Below are 14,117 nucleotides of genomic sequence, written 5' to 3' on the forward strand. Positions count from 1 at the left end.
GATCACACTCCTCGCTCTGCCTGGCGCAGACCGCGGTACCAGGCCAGGGTTCGGTGCTCGATCAGACGGAACAGGCCGGAGAGGGCTACGCCGAGCAGCCCGAGCAGGATGATGCCGGTCCACATCTGCGGTATGGCGAAGCTGCGCTGGAATTGCACGATCGCCGCGCCCAGGCCGCGGTTCGCGCCGAAGAGTTCGCTGATCACCATGAGGATGACGCCGATGGAGAGGGCCTGGCGCGCGCCGGTGGCGACGCGTGGACTGGAGCCGCGCAGCACCACGTGGTAGAGAGTGGCGAGCTTACCCAGCCGGTAGGAGCGGGCGGTGTCCCGCAGCACCTCGTCGAGGGAGCGGACTCCTTCGACGGCGTTGAGCAGGATCGGCCACAGGCAGCCCAGGGCGATGGTGATCACCTTGGTGGTCCAGCCGGTGTAGCCGGCGAACAGGGCAATGACGGGAATGAGAACCGGGGGCGGAACGGCCCGGAAGAACTCCAGCGTCGGTTCGCACAGCTCGCGCAGCGTACGGGAGGATCCGATGGCTGTTCCTGCGGCCACACCGACGACCAGGGCGATCAGGTAGCCCGCCCCGAGTCGGGCCAGGCTCGGCAGCACGTCGTGTACGACGAGGTCCACGGTCCACGTTTCCGGAAAGGCCCGCACGATGGTGGAGAGCGGGGGCCAGAAGAAGCTGGTGCTGCCCGCTGACAGGAGCCACCAGACGGCGATCAGCACGGCGGGCAGGCCCAGGGCGACGAGAGCGCGTCGTGGCAGGTCCGAGATTTTCACAGGTCACTCCTCACCGAGGTGTGCCACCGCAGGGCGCGTCGCTCGACGGCCCGGGCCGAGGAATTGACGACGACGCCGATGAAACCGACGACGATCACGAGCGCGTACGTCTCCGCGACGGCGCCGGAGCTCTGTGCCACGCCGATCGAACGGCCGAGACCGGGGACGCCGATGATCAGCTCTGCCGTGATCTCCAGGATCAGGGCGACTGCGGCGGCCAGCCGGAAGCCCGTGACGACATAGGGCAGGGCGGTGGGCCAGACGACTGTGCGGACGACGGCCCAGCGGGAGAACCGGTAGGACCGGGCGGTGTCGCGGATGACCGGGTCGACGTCCGCGACACCGTAGAGCACCTGCACGAGTACCTGCCAGAACGCCGCGTACACCACCAGGATCAGCGCCGACTGCGGCTGGCTGCCATAGATGAGCACCACCAGTGGGATGAGTGCGACCGAGGGGATGGGCCGCAGGAACTCGATGGTCGATGCGGTGACCGCACGCAGGATCGGCGAGCTGCCGATCGTCACTCCGACGACGACTCCGGCGATCATGGCGACGGCGAGACCGGCCGCCCACCCACGCAGGGTTTGGCCGAGGGCGACCCAGAACTCGGAGCGGGTGAGCTGCTGGCCGAGCGCGCCCGCCATCTCGCTGAACGGCGGCAGGAAGCGCTCGTCCACGATGCCGACCCGGGGCAGGGCCTCCACGACCGCGATCGTCAGGGCGAGGCCGAGCAGCCCGAGTGTCGGCTGACGCCACCGTTCGAGGCGGGTAGCGCGGGTGCGGGCACGCCGGCCGACGGTGGGCTCGGCCGGCGTGGGGACAGCTGTCATGACAGTCGTCACGGCAGCAGGACCGTCAGGTCGGGTTGTTTGGTGAGGAGTCCGTCGGTCCGGGCCAGGTCTGCCAGCAGTTGCACCGAGTCGCGGTCGATCGTCGTGGGCCACTTCGGAAGGATCAGGCTCTTCTGTACGGCAGGATCGATCTTGGTGTAGGTGCCGAGGACAGCACGGACCTCGTCGGGGTGGGCTGTCGCGTACTCCATGGACCTGTTCATCGCGGCGGTGAAGCTGGCGACCACCTTCGGGTTCGCCTTGGCGTACTGCTGCGAGGTGAAGTACATGCTGATGGTGAGCTGAGGGTCGGTTCCCGCGTAGTTGGAGACCACCTGACGGTCGCCCTGTCCGGTGGCGATGGTCAGGAACGGCTCGACCACCTGTCCTGCGTCCACGTCGCCCTTGGCCACCGCAGGCGCGATGTCGGCGAACGGCAGTTCGACGTACTGGATCGTGGTGGGGTCGCCGCCGGCGTCCTTGACGACCTTGTTGATCGTCGTGGTGTTGATGTTCTTCAGGGTGTTGACGGCCACCCGCTTGCCGGCGAGATCCTTGGCGCTCGCGATCGGGCTGTCGGCTTTGACGATGACCGCACCGAAGTCCTTACCCTGCTCGCCGGTGGAGGCGACACCGGAGGCGACGGCCTTCAGCGGCAGGCCCTGCGAGCTGGCTAGCAGCAGGGATGTGGCGTTGCTGAATCCGAACTGGTACTGGCCGCTGACGACGCCCGGCACGATGGCCGCTCCACCCTGGGCGGTCTCGAGCGTCACGTTCAGGCCCTCGGCGGAGAAGAAGCCCTGCTTGACGCCCAGGTAGATGGGCGCGACATCGACGATCGGGATGACGCCGATCTTCACGTCGACGGCTCCTCCGGCCGAGGACGAGTCGCTGCCGGTGTCCCCGCCGCAGGCGCCGGAAAGGAGGACCGCCGGTACGACGAGGAGGAGGGCGAGGAGGCGACGTACCGGATTGGCGGACGAGGGAGGTCGGGACATGGATCCTCCTGGGGGCGAGGGCGCTGTCTACGAGCGCCCGAGGGCCGACGCGGCGAACGTTAAACAAATCGTCAACAATCTTGGAGCCAATCATCTTGACCGCGATCCTGGCACGGCGTACACATTGTTGACAAGGTTGTTGACAGACTGCTTCCGGTCTATGTCGCGAGGAGGACCTAAGGTGTCTCAGGCGGTGTTTTCGCTTGTCGCAGGCTGAGTTCGGCATGGCATCGCACCACGTCGTTGAGATCCGTAGGGCATCGCACTACGTCGTTCGTACCGTGGGCCGGGATTGTGGACAGAGGATGGTCGGCGCATGAGGTTCGAAATCGACGGTGTGCGCTGCATGCAGATGCGCGGTGGTAGCTCGAAGGGTGCCTACTTCCTCAGCGAAGACCTTCCCGAAGACCCGGACGAGCGCAACGACCTCCTGCTGCGCATCATGGGCTCGCCCGACGATCGGCAGATCGACGGCATCGGCGGAGGGCACCCGCTGACCAGCAAGGTGGCAGTGGTCAGCCAGTCGACCGACGAGCGGGCCGACGTGGACTACCTGTTTCTCCAGGTGGTACCCGACCGGGCCATCGTCACCGACGTCCAGACGTGCGGGAACCTCCTCGCCGGGGTCGGTCCGTTTGCCATCGAGCGGGGCCTGGTCGCCGTCACCGGCGAGTCCACCGAGGTGCGAATTCGTATCGTCAACCCCTCGCCGAGCTATGCCGAGGCGCGGGTGCAGACCCCCGGCGGTCGGGTGGACTACGCCGGGGAAACCGTCATGGCGGGCACGCCGTTCCCCGCCGCCCCGATCCAGCTCGCGTTCCCCGGCGACGACAGGCCGATCTTCCCCACCGGACGTCTCGTCGACCGGTTCGCCGGCACCGACGTCACCTGCGTCCATGCCGGGATGCCGGTCGTCCTGGTCCGTGCCACCGACCTGGGCATCGAGGGCACCGAACCGCCCGAGATGCTCGAAACCGACGAGGCGGTGCGGTCGAAGATCGAGGCCATCCGGCGCGAAGCCGGTCCGGCCATGGGGCTCGGCGACGTACGAGACACGACGGTACCCAAGATCAGCATCGTTTCGGCACCCCGCAACGGCGGTACGGTCACCACTCGGACCTTCATCCCGCACCGAGTGCACGCCGCGATCGGCGTACTCGGTGCTGTCTCGGTCGCCGCCGCCCTGCGCGCACCCGGCACCGTCGCGCACCCCCGCACACCGATCGACCGCAGGGTACGCATCGAGCATCCGACCGGCACCTTCGACGTGTACGTCGACCTCGACCGCACCGGCCCGGACACTCGCGTCCGCACCAGTGCGGTTGTCCGTACCGCTCGCAAACTCTTCGACGGCCACGTATGGCCACGCCCCGGAAAGGAAACCGGATGAGTTCGGCACCAGAGCCCCAGTGCACGCACGACCCGGACCGCCGCCGCGATGTCGCCCATGTGGGACCGATCGAGCTCTACACCCCCGTCCTCGAGGAATCGCGCGACTTCTTCGTACGACTCATGGGGCTGCGCGAGGTGCATCGCGATGACACCTCCGTCTACCTGCACACCTGGGACGACTACCAGTCGTGGACAGTGCGTCTGGTGCAACACGACACTGCCGGCATCGGCCGCAGCTACCTACGAGCCGCCAGCCCGCAGGCCCTCGACCGGCTGGTCGAGACGATCGAGGCGACCGGACTCGGCCGTGGGGTGACCAGTGACGTCCACCAGCTCGGCAAGGTCTACCTGTTCACCGATCCCGACGGACACGAGATGGGCCTGTACTGGGACGTCGAGTGGTACCAGGCCGACAACGCCGACCGACCGGCGCTGAAGAACCAGGCGGCGGCCTACCCCGGTCGCGGCGCGAACCTACGGCGCCTGGACCACGTCAACTACCTCACCGCCGACGTGCCAGCCACCTCCCAGTTCCTGCGGGACGTGCTGGGTGCGCGATGCACCGAGCAGATCGTCAAGGACGACGGAAGACCGCAGGCCATCTGGTACTCCGTCGGTAACAAGACCTACGACCTGGTCTACACGGAGGACTGGACCGGTACCCGTGGCCGCCTGCACCACGTCGCCTTCGCCACCGACACACGTGAGGAGATCCTGCGCGCCGCTGACGTCTGCCTCGACGCCGGCGTGCACATCGAGACCGGCCCGCACAAGCACGCCATTCAGCAGACCTTCTTCCTGTACGTGTGGGAGCCGGGCGGCAACCGGATCGAACTCTGCAACGCCGGTGCCCGCCTCAACCTGGCCCCCGACTGGAAGACCGTCAGCTGGACCCGCGAGGAGCGGGCCAGGGGTCAGGCCTGGGGACTGAAGACGATCGACACCTTCCACACTCACGGCACCCCGGTCCTGCCGGCCGCGACCGACTGACGCCACTGTGGACCGGCGGGTCAGCCAACGCGGCCACCGGCACGTCAGCCACGGGCATTCCGGCCACCGGTACGCCAGCAGAAGGAGTTGCCATGCCGCAGACCTACCCCGGACCCGCCTCGGCGGCGAAGGTACGGATCGCCGTGCTGGGACTCGGCGAGGCCGGCGGTGCAATCGCCCGTGACCTGGTGGCCGCCGGCGCGGAGGTGCGCGGCTACGACCCGCGTGTCGTACCGCCGGACGGGGTGCTGCCCGGCACCGACGACGCGGACGCCGTTCGCGACGCCGAGCTGGTGCTCAGCGTCAACAGCGCCCACGACGCGCTGCCTGCCCTGGAGAACTCCCTGCCGGCGTTGGCCCCCGGCACGATCTGGGCCGACCTCAACACCGCCGCGCCGGGGGTGAAGACCAGTCTCGTACGGCGCTTGGCTGGCCGGGACGTCGTCGTCGCGGACGTGGCGCTGATGGCTCCGGTTCCCGGCAAGGGCCTGCGGACGCCGATGCTGGTCTCCGGGCCGGGCGCGATCCGGTACGCCGAGATCCTCACCGCCCTCGGGGCCACCGTCACCGTGCAGCCCGGCCCCGCCGGGGAGGCGATCTCGCGCAAGCTTCTCCGTAGCGTCTTCTACAAGGGTCTCGCCGCCGCAGTGGTCGAGGCGCTGGCCGCCGCCGAGGCCGCCGGCTGTGCCGAGTGGCTACGCGACAACATCAGCGCGGAGCTTGCCGGTTTCGACGAACACACCATCGACCGGCTGGTAGACGGCACGCACAAGCACGCCCGACGCCGCGCCGACGAAATGACCGCAGCCACCGAGCAGCTGCGGGATCTGGGCGTTACACCGCGAATCGCCGATGCCACGCGCGATCTGCTGTGCGCCCTGCGAGATCAGGAGAGCTACAAATGATCATTGATTGTCACGGGCACTACACCACCGCGCCCGGCGCCCATTCTGCCTGGCGGCAGGCCCAGCAGACGGCGTTTGGTACCGGAGGAGAAGGCCCGCCGCCCTACCCCGACATCTCAGACGACGAGATCCGCGAGTCGATCGAGGGCAGCCAACTGCGCCTGATGCGCGAACGCGGCATCGACCTCACCATCTTCTCGCCGCGTGCCTCCGCCATGGGCCACCACTTCGGCGACGAACAGACCAGCGGTGCCTGGGCCCGGGTCTGCAACGACCTCATCGCCCGCGTCGTCGGGCTCTACCCGGACAACTTCATCGGGGTCTGTCAGCTGCCCCAGTCCCCTGGCGTCCCGATCAGCCGGTCGATCGCGGAGCTACGGCGCTGCGTCGCGGAACTCGGCTTCGTGGGCTGCAACCTGAACCCGGACCCGAGCGGCGGCCACTGGACGGCACCACCCCTGACCGACCCGAGCTGGTATCCGTTCTACGAGGCGATGGTCGAACTGGATGTGCCGGCCATGGTGCACGTATCGGCGGTCACCAACCCCAATTTCCACGCCACCGGCTCGCACTACCTCAACGCCGACACCACGGCGTTCATGCAGTTGCTCCAGTCCGACCTGTTCACCCACTTTCCCGGCCTCCGCCTGATCATTCCGCACGGCGGGGGAGCCGTGCCCTACCACTGGGGTCGATTCCGTGGCCTGGCCGACATGCTCGGCCGGCCGCCGCTGAGCGAGACCGTGATGGGCAACGTCTTCTTCGACACCTGTGTCTACCACCAGCCCGGAATCAACCTGCTCTTCGACGTCATCGACGTGGACAACATCCTCTTCGGCTCGGAAATGGTCGGTGCCGTACGCGGAATCGACCCGCTGACCGGCCACCACTTCGACGACACCCGGCGCTACATCGAGGCACTGAAACTCACGCCACACGATCTGGAAAAGGTGTACGAGGGCAATGCCCGCCGGGTCTTCCCCCGGCTCGACGCCGCGCTGTCGAAGCGGACGGGAGCCTGAGCCGGCAACGCCAGCCCTATTGATGAGGAGGCGAATCTGATGCAGTGGCCACCCGTCCCAGACCCGTCCGTAGCACCACGACGCATCCACCAGCCGATCAGGACCATGATCGCGGCCGGACTGACCGTGCTCCTGGCCGCAACCCTGTCCGCCACTCTCGATGCCGGCGCGGCAGCTAACCCCCCGCAGCCGCAATCCGCCGCCATGACCGTGACCGCAGCCGGCCTGGCCGACCTGCCCGCCGTACTGCCCGTGATGAACTGCGCCGATGTCACGGAACTCAACCTCGACGGGGTCACCGACGCCCCGGTGACCATCCACTCCGCCACCGTCGTCAGCACCGGCGCGCCGGCACCCTACTGCGACGTTCGGGGGACCATCGCACCGGCCAACACCATCGTCGTACGTCTGCCGGTGAACGGCTGGACACAGCGGTACGTGCAGACCGGCTGCGGTGGCCTCTGCGGCAATGCCAACATCAACTACACCCAGGCGTCGACCTGTCCGCCCATCGCCGACGGCACGGTGGCCAGCGCCACGACCGACATGGGGCACCAGGGCCAGCCCGACGGCTCGTGGGCTGCCGGCAACCCCCAAGCACAGATCGATTTCGCGTACCGGGGAGTGCACACCACCGCCCAGGTCGCCAAGGCAGTGATCGCGGCCTTCTACGGCCGGTCCCCGGTCTACTCGTACTTCAATGGATGCTCGGATGGCGGCCGGGAAGCCCTGATGGAGGCCCAGCGCTACCCAGACGACTTCGATGGCGTAGCTGCCGGTGCGCCCGCCAACAACATGGCCGTGCAGAATACTTTCCACCACGCCTGGAACGTGCTGACCAACAGGGACGCCAACGGCAACTACATCCTGCTGGCCGGCAAGCTGCCGCTGATCCACCAAGCGGTGCTCGCCGCCTGTGACGGCATCGATGGGCTCGTCGACGGCCTGATCGACGACCCCCGCCGCTGCGACTTCAACCCCGCAGTGCTGCGGTGCCGTACCGGTCAGGAGCCGGCGACCTGCCTGTCAGCCGCGGAAGTCGGTGTCGTCCGCCGACTGCACGACGGTGCCGTCGACGCACACGGACGCCGTCTGGAGCCGGCGATCTCCCACGAGTGGGGTTCGGAACTCGAGTGGACTCTCTTTGTGCCGAGCGCCCAGGGGCAGCCGGTACCCAGCGAAAACTTCGCCCTGTCCTACCTGCGCTACCTGGCGGCTCCGAACAACCCGCAGCCCGACTACCAACTCTCGGACCTGGAGTTCACCGTCGAGTCCTTCTGGCGGACGGTGCTGCCGTCCTCGACGTACCTGGCGGCACTGGACCCGGACCTGCGGGCCTTCCAGGCAAGCGGCGGCAAGTTGCTGCTCTGGCACGGCTGGAACGACCAGCACATCTCGCCCCAGTCCACGCTGCTCTACTACGACGCCATGCGCCGAGCGATGGGACGCGGCACCGTCGACCGCTTCGCCAAGCTCTACCTCTTTCCCGGGATGGCGCACTGCGGTGGCGGTGAAGGACCCAACACCCTCGACATCCTCACCCCCGTCATGGCCTGGGTGGAGAGCGGACGGAAACCCGGACGGATCATCGCCTCGCACGTCGCGAACGGCACCGTCACGCGGACGCGGCCGGTGTACCCGTACCCCACCGTGGCCCGGTACGACGGCACCGGCAGCGTCGACGACGCCGCCAACTTCGTCGCCCCCACACCAACCAGGGAGCTCCGCACCGACGACAACTGGGTCGGCCGCCGCCTCTACTCCAGCGGATATCAGACCTGGCCAACGGTGTCGGATGGGAAGCTCGTCGTGCGGCCCGCCGGGCCGTCGCGCCGCTGATACCGAGCGCGCGGCCCGCCGCGCCGGACCGGCCTCAGGCTGTCAGGAGTGCACCCCAAGGGCGTCCATCGACCGCAACGCCTCGATGACACTGGCGATGTGTTCGCGCATGGCCGCTTCCGCTGCCTCGGGCTGCCGGTCGCGGATCGCAGCAATGATCCGTTCGTGCTGCGGTAGGGAAACCTGCGGACGGCCCGGCAGCAGGGACAGCATGAACTGGTGACGCACCAGCTGGCCGCGCAACGTCTCGATGATCCCATCGGCGACGTGGTGCCTGGCGATGCCTCGGATGACAGCGTGAAGCTGCTGATTGAGGTCGCTGTAACGGCGGAACTCCCCAGCGGACACCGCCTCCCGCATGAGATGGCCGATCTCATCGAGCTCATCGGCCTGCTCGCTGGTCACCTGCTCAGCGGCGCGCGCTGCGACAAGACCCTCCAGCACCATCCGTACCTCGGTGATCTCAATGGCCTCACCAAGGGACACCTTCCGGACCTGCGCACCGCGATTGCGCTGTACCTCAACCAGTCCTTCGCCAGCCAGCTCCTGTAGCGCTGTCCGGACCGTGAAGCGGCTGACCCCGAACCGTTCACTCAACTGGATTTCCACCAGCCGCTCACCGGGCAGGTACTCGCCGCGAAGGATCGCTTCCCGCAGTGCGTTGCGCGTCTGTGCAGCGGTCAATGCGGCGCCCGTTCGGGTAGTGGCTGGTTTGTCCTGATCGTCCATTGGCAACTGGACGGCCTCGCGGTCCTGCTTTGACGGCATGCGTACCGGAATCCCTGCATCGATCGGAGCCAAGATGTTGGCTGCCGCGCCGTGTCGATCGAGGGATCGTACAGGCGCGGCAATGCGGCTACGATACCGCGATCAACCTGCGGGGGCTCTTGCGCTCCGAGCGCGCCGGCAGCCCAGGTCTGGCCAGGATGTCTGCCGCAGCCACGATGATCGATCCCCTCCGCGCGGCAGCCACAGGAACCGATTGCTATGAATCAACTCGATACCTGGCCCCGACCTCGTAGTCCTCGGCCGTACGGTCGGGGGCAGCGGTAGAGGAAGGAAACCCCGGGGCCTCGGCAAAGTCGGTCGCCGACTGGTCACGCCATCCGTGGCGGGTCTACCTCGGCCGGAGCGGGCACCCCCCACCGCCGGAGCCCGACCTGGCGCTGGCCCGGCTTCGGGCAGTGGCCGACCTGCTTCGGCTCGACCTGGTGGTCGAGGTCCGGCAGTTCGGCCAGGCCGCCGTCGAGGCGTGGAGCATCCGCTACGAGGTGCCGGGCGCGGAGGTGCCGGCCAAGCCTGGCCGGTTTGCCGACGACCTGCTCACCGCCATCGCAACCACCAGCTTCACGGACGCGTTGTACGGCCTTGGCGAGCGATCGTTGACCGCCCCCGCGTACTTCATCGGCTCACCGCTGTCGGGTGGGGCCCGCCGCCAGTGGTGGATTCGGCCCCGCCGGTGACCGTCGACCGGGACATCGAGCGCCGATTGGCTACCGGGGGCACCACGGTCACCGCTGTCCGTCTCGCCCTCAAGCTCGCTTGGGAACGGGGCATTCTGACCTACCGCAACGCCAGTCCGGGATGGAACCAGGAACGCCGTACCTTCGCCCTTACCACCCATGCGCACCCCGACCTTGATCTGACGATCGATCGCCGCCAGGCGACCGCCCAACTCGTCGACACCTATTTCGACCGCTATGGGCCAGCCTCACTACGTGACGCGATGTGGTGGTCCGGGCTGTCGTGCACCGCGATCCTCGCCGCGCTCGCGGATATCGGGAAGCCCCTGGTGGCCGTCAATGCCCCTTGGTCAACGTCAACCCTCTACATCTACCGTGATCGGCTGGAACAGTTCCACCGGGATCAGCAGCGCGACGAGCCGCTCACCGGGCTGAACTTTCTCGCCCATGAGGACGTCGCCTGTAAGGCCTATTTCGACAGTCGTCGGCGCTACCTCGGAGACCTCGACGAACGTCGAGCGTTCAACCAGATCGGTGAGGTTCTGCCCACCATCGTCGTCGACGGTCAGGTGGTCGGCACCTGGGGCTGGGACGCCCGTCGGGAGGCGGTTACCTACACGCTGGTCAGCGACCTTGTTGGCCGTGACCTGCGGCGGAGGATCAAGAAGCGGGCGGAGGGAACCTCATTGGCGCTGCGACTGGGGCATGCTTCCTCCTGCTCGGCGACACGACCCACACGGTGGCTCGAACGGGCCACCACGATCTCCGTCACTTGATAGAGTCCGGTCGCCCATCGATCGGCTGCATGAGGTTGCCAAATGCGCCCGTTACCGAACGACCTGATCCTTCCCGAGGTCCAGCGCTATGTCGCGGAGATGGAACAGGAACGTGGCTTTGCCGGCCGTACGGCCGTGCAACAGTGTCTGCTTCTCGGTGAAGAGGTTGGCGAACTGTTCAAGGCGGTTCGTAAGAGTGAGGCGCTCTCCATCGGCACCACCTCCATCGTCGGCACCGTGGACGAGGAGCTTGCGGACATCCTCATTTTCGTTTGTGCCATCGCCAATCGGTACGGCATCAGCCTCGAAGAAGCTCTCCAGCGCAAAGAGGAACTCAACGAGAGCCGCGCCTGGGTTTGAGGTCAGGCTTCGGCCGGGTGCGGCGGAGAGGGGCCCCGATCCATCGCGGAGAGCGATAGGCCGGGGCCCCGGCTAATCTCTGTCCGTCTATGGCAGGCCGGCGGCTGCTTACGTGCCCGGTACCCCTGACGGATGGTCTCGAAGGCTGGCCAATGTCGGAAAGGTCGGCTCGCTCGCCTCCCACTGGTGTCGGCATATTTCTTCGGGATAAGAATTAATGGCTGGGTGTTTAGGGGTTTTTGTCGGATTCCTAACTCGCTCTCGGATGTCTCCCGTCTCCACCTCGGCCACCCCTTCTCGACCTGTTGGTGCTGCTAGCCCCGGGGGTCGAGACGAGATCGTGACTTGACGCCAATAGTTCGTTCGGCATAGGAAGAAAGTGTGAGTGACGTGGCTACTCCACCAACGAGCCCGGTGAGCCGGGAGCGGTCGATGCAGATCAAGCGGCAGTCGGTGATCACCACCGCCCGCCAGGTCCGCCTGCTCTCGCGCGCCGAGCTGACCAAGCTGACCGGCCTGAGCCCGGCCACACTCACCCCGCTCGTCCGCGACCTGATCGCGGAGGGATACCTCATCGAGCGCGGCCCCGGCACCTCCCGAGCCGGTCGGCCGCGCGCCATGCTGGAGTTCAACCCGCGCGCCGAACTGGTCGCCGCCGTCTCGTTGGAGCCCGGCCGGATCAGCTGTGAGATCGCGGACAGTGACGGAGCGGTGATCGCCCACCGGACCGCCCGATTGGGCGGTGACATCGAGGACACCGTCTGCCGGTTCATCCCGGAATTGGTCGGCGACTCCCTGCCCGCACTGCGTGGGGTGGCCATCGCCGCCCCGGGCATCTCCTCCGGGGGCGCGGTACGGTTGGCCCCCTCGGTCGGACTGGTCGAGGGACGACCGATCGGGGAGTCCGTCCAGCGCCGGCTCGGCATTCCGGTGGTGGTGGACAACGACGTCAACCTGATGGCCGCCGGGGAGCATGCCGCCGGAGCCGGCATGGACGTCGCCGACCTGCTCCTGCTGCACGTCGCCGACGGGATCGGGGCCGGACTGGTCCTGGACGGTCGGGTCCGTCGAGGTGCCGCCGGGGCCGCTGGCGAGGTGGGTTTCCTCCCGCTGGACCCCAGCGACCGGGGGCACGACGGAGTGGGCGCGTTCGAGGCCCGCTGGTCGGAGAACGCCATCGCCGAACGGATGGTGGCGCTGCGTCCGGGCCGCCGTCCGGAAGCCCCGGTGCAGGCACTGATCGAGTTGGCGCGTACCGACCCGGAGGCGGCGCGCTACCTCGACGAGGTGCTTACCGCCTGGGCCCGGCTGATCGTCTCGTGCGTGTGTGTGATCGACCCTGGACGGGTCCTGCTCAGCGGGGCGGCGGCCCAACTGGACGACGCCGCCGTCGACCGCGTACAGGCGCTCGTTGCCGAGGTCGCGCCGGCCGCGACCGAGGTACGCCGGGCGGTGCTCGGCGACCGGGCGGTGCTGCACGGTGCGGTCAGCTACGCCCTCTCCGCTGCCGCCGGCGGCCTACCGACCCTGGTCCCGCTGCCTTGACCCGCCGAAGCCTGGCCCACCCGAACCTGAACCCCTGACCTCGAACCCCTGAACCGTTTCTCATCCGATTCGCAAGATTCTCTTCCCCCGGAGGTATACCCAATGAAGCGTCGCCTCGCTCTTGCCGGAGCACTTGCGGCGGTGCTCGCCGCCACCACGGCGTGTGGTGGTGGCGGGAGTGACACCGCCGCCTCGGACACCGAGAAGCTGGTCATCTACACCGCCCGTGACAAGAAGGTCGCGGACTACACCGTCGAGCAGTTCACCGCCAAGTACCCCGAGTACAAGGGCAAGGTCGAGGTGCTGAACCTCGGCGCCCAGGAGATCCTGGAGCGGGTCCGGGCCGAGAAGGCCAACCCGCAGGCCGACGTCTGGTGGGGTGGCACCCAGCAGGCGCTCAGCTCCGGCGCGTCCGAGGACCTGCTCGCCGCCTGGCAGCCGAGCTTCGCCGGCAAGATGGACGCCCAGTACAAGGACGCCGAGGGTCGCTGGTTCGGGGAGATCCTGCTGCCCGAGGTGATCATGTACAACAACAAGGCGCTCACCGCCGACGAGGCGCCGAAGGACTGGGACGACCTGCTCGACCCGAAGTGGAAAGACAAGATCATTATCCGGGACGTGGCGGCCTCCGGCACCATGCGGTCGATCTACGCCTCGATGATCCAGCGCCAGTCCGCTGACGGCAGCAACCCGCAGCCCGGCTACGACTGGCTGAAGAAGCTCGACGCCAACACCGGCACGTACGCGGCCAACCCGACCGACCTCTACCTGAAGATGTCGCGTCAGCAGGGCCTGCTCAGCGCCTGGAACCTCCAGGACATCCTGCTCCAGGCCAACCAGTCGAAGATGCCGTTCGACTACGTGATGCCGGCCTCGGGCGCCCCGGTGCTGGTCGACGGGCTCGCCTCGGTCAAGGGCGGCAACACCGAAGGTGCGCAGAAGTTCATCGAGTTCCTCTTCGACGACAAGCTCCGCGCCGACCTGGCCCGGGACTACTTCCAGATCCCGGCCGTGGACATCGCCGAGAAGCCGGAGTGGCTGACCAAGCTCAACCTCAAGCCGATGAACGTCGACTGGGACGTCATCGCCAAGCACGAGACCGAGTGGATCAACCACTGGAACTCCCAGATCAAGAACAAGGGCTGACGTCAGCGACCAGGGTCACCGGTCCGTAGTACGACGGGTCGACCGGTCACGGCACCGGAC

14 protein-coding genes are annotated in these 14,117 nt (G+C 67.6%); 10 read left to right on the plus strand and 4 right to left on the minus strand.

Annotated elements, in window-relative coordinates:
- Window positions 1-2: 2 nt before the first annotated feature.
- From ACWDV4_RS16845 to ACWDV4_RS16855, 3 genes are read right to left on the minus strand one after another with little or no spacing between them, the layout of a single operon-like run.
- Window positions 3-788, minus strand: a complete 786-nt coding sequence (locus tag ACWDV4_RS16845; protein ID WP_449979487.1) for an ABC transporter permease — start codon at window positions 786-788, stop codon at window positions 3-5.
- Window positions 785-1,621, minus strand: a complete 837-nt coding sequence (locus ACWDV4_RS16850; protein WP_449979490.1) for an ABC transporter permease — start codon at window positions 1,619-1,621, stop codon at window positions 785-787. Before ACWDV4_RS16850 ends, ACWDV4_RS16845 begins: the two co-directional genes overlap by 4 nt.
- A gap of 8 nt (window positions 1,622-1,629) precedes the next feature.
- Window positions 1,630-2,619 (minus strand): ABC transporter substrate-binding protein, encoded by a 990-nt coding sequence (locus ACWDV4_RS16855; RefSeq protein ID WP_449979493.1) that lies wholly within the window; start codon window positions 2,617-2,619, stop codon window positions 1,630-1,632.
- Between the two features lie 316 nt (window positions 2,620-2,935).
- Here ACWDV4_RS16855 and ACWDV4_RS16860 point away from each other — a divergent pair, with 316 nt between their 5' ends.
- The 5 genes from ACWDV4_RS16860 (at window position 2,936) to ACWDV4_RS16880 (ending at window position 8,767) form a co-directional block, all read left to right on the plus strand.
- A complete protein-coding gene (locus ACWDV4_RS16860; RefSeq protein ID WP_449979495.1) occupies window positions 2,936-4,009 on the plus strand; it encodes a 4-oxalomesaconate tautomerase in 1,074 nt (357 codons plus the stop codon).
- Window positions 4,006-5,001: a VOC family protein gene (locus ACWDV4_RS16865; RefSeq protein ID WP_449979498.1), complete on the plus strand. Its 996-nt coding sequence runs from the start codon at window positions 4,006-4,008 to the stop codon at window positions 4,999-5,001. Before ACWDV4_RS16860 ends, ACWDV4_RS16865 begins: the two co-directional genes overlap by 4 nt.
- A gap of 92 nt (window positions 5,002-5,093) precedes the next feature.
- Window positions 5,094-5,906 (plus strand): DUF1932 domain-containing protein, encoded by an 813-nt coding sequence (locus ACWDV4_RS16870; protein WP_449979500.1) that lies wholly within the window; start codon window positions 5,094-5,096, stop codon window positions 5,904-5,906.
- Window positions 5,903-6,928: an amidohydrolase family protein gene (locus ACWDV4_RS16875; protein ID WP_449979502.1), complete on the plus strand. Its 1,026-nt coding sequence runs from the start codon at window positions 5,903-5,905 to the stop codon at window positions 6,926-6,928. Before ACWDV4_RS16870 ends, ACWDV4_RS16875 begins: the two co-directional genes overlap by 4 nt.
- Before the next feature lie 39 nt (window positions 6,929-6,967).
- Window positions 6,968-8,767 (plus strand): tannase/feruloyl esterase family alpha/beta hydrolase, encoded by a 1,800-nt coding sequence (locus ACWDV4_RS16880; RefSeq protein ID WP_449979505.1) that lies wholly within the window; start codon window positions 6,968-6,970, stop codon window positions 8,765-8,767.
- Window positions 8,768-8,809: 42 nt separating this feature from the next.
- On the opposite strand, the gene ACWDV4_RS16885 is transcribed toward ACWDV4_RS16880, so the two are convergent.
- A complete protein-coding gene (locus tag ACWDV4_RS16885) occupies window positions 8,810-9,568 on the minus strand; it encodes a GntR family transcriptional regulator (protein ID WP_449979508.1) in 759 nt (252 codons plus the stop codon).
- A 383-nt stretch (window positions 9,569-9,951) separates the two neighbouring features.
- Here ACWDV4_RS16885 and ACWDV4_RS16890 point away from each other — a divergent pair, with 383 nt between their 5' ends.
- The 5 genes from ACWDV4_RS16890 (at window position 9,952) to ACWDV4_RS16910 (ending at window position 14,057) form a co-directional block, all read left to right on the plus strand.
- Window positions 9,952-10,230, plus strand: coding sequence for a hypothetical protein (locus tag ACWDV4_RS16890; protein ID WP_449979511.1), 279 nt, complete (start codon window positions 9,952-9,954; stop codon window positions 10,228-10,230).
- On the plus strand, window positions 10,227-11,006 hold the full coding sequence (locus tag ACWDV4_RS16895; RefSeq protein ID WP_449979514.1) for a DNA glycosylase AlkZ-like family protein: 780 nt from the start codon (window positions 10,227-10,229) through the stop codon (window positions 11,004-11,006). The genes ACWDV4_RS16890 and ACWDV4_RS16895 overlap by 4 nt, the downstream gene beginning before the upstream one ends.
- 42 nt (window positions 11,007-11,048) lie before the next feature.
- The gene (locus ACWDV4_RS16900) at window positions 11,049-11,366 is read left to right on the plus strand and encodes a MazG nucleotide pyrophosphohydrolase domain-containing protein (RefSeq protein ID WP_449979517.1); all 318 of its coding nucleotides are present in this window, start codon (window positions 11,049-11,051) and stop codon (window positions 11,364-11,366) included.
- Between the two features lie 381 nt (window positions 11,367-11,747).
- On the plus strand, window positions 11,748-12,911 hold the full coding sequence (locus tag ACWDV4_RS16905) for an ROK family protein (RefSeq protein WP_449979520.1): 1,164 nt from the start codon (window positions 11,748-11,750) through the stop codon (window positions 12,909-12,911).
- A gap of 102 nt (window positions 12,912-13,013) precedes the next feature.
- Window positions 13,014-14,057, plus strand: a complete 1,044-nt coding sequence (locus ACWDV4_RS16910) for an extracellular solute-binding protein (protein WP_449979522.1) — start codon at window positions 13,014-13,016, stop codon at window positions 14,055-14,057.
- Window positions 14,058-14,117 lie beyond the last annotated feature (60 nt).

It is taken from the genome of Micromonospora sp. NPDC003197, assembly GCF_053590565.1.

What these genes read in the sequence shown, in the direction of transcription:
- ACWDV4_RS16910 (WP_449979522.1), top strand. Translation starts at nt 13,014, where the DNA reads ATGAAGCGTCGCCTCGCTCTTGCCGGAGCACTTGCGGCGGTGCTCGCC.
- ACWDV4_RS16860 (WP_449979495.1), top strand. Translation starts at nt 2,936, where the DNA reads ATGAGGTTCGAAATCGACGGTGTGCGCTGCATGCAGATGCGCGGTGGT.
- ACWDV4_RS16855 (WP_449979493.1), bottom strand. Translation starts at nt 2,619, where the DNA reads ATGTCCCGACCTCCCTCGTCCGCCAATCCGGTACGTCGCCTCCTCGCC.
- ACWDV4_RS16870 (WP_449979500.1), top strand. Translation starts at nt 5,094, where the DNA reads ATGCCGCAGACCTACCCCGGACCCGCCTCGGCGGCGAAGGTACGGATC.
- ACWDV4_RS16850 (WP_449979490.1), bottom strand. Translation starts at nt 1,621, where the DNA reads ATGACAGCTGTCCCCACGCCGGCCGAGCCCACCGTCGGCCGGCGTGCC.
- ACWDV4_RS16875 (WP_449979502.1), top strand. Translation starts at nt 5,903, where the DNA reads ATGATCATTGATTGTCACGGGCACTACACCACCGCGCCCGGCGCCCAT.
- ACWDV4_RS16880 (WP_449979505.1), top strand. Translation starts at nt 6,968, where the DNA reads ATGCAGTGGCCACCCGTCCCAGACCCGTCCGTAGCACCACGACGCATC.
- ACWDV4_RS16865 (WP_449979498.1), top strand. Translation starts at nt 4,006, where the DNA reads ATGAGTTCGGCACCAGAGCCCCAGTGCACGCACGACCCGGACCGCCGC.
- ACWDV4_RS16900 (WP_449979517.1), top strand. Translation starts at nt 11,049, where the DNA reads ATGCGCCCGTTACCGAACGACCTGATCCTTCCCGAGGTCCAGCGCTAT.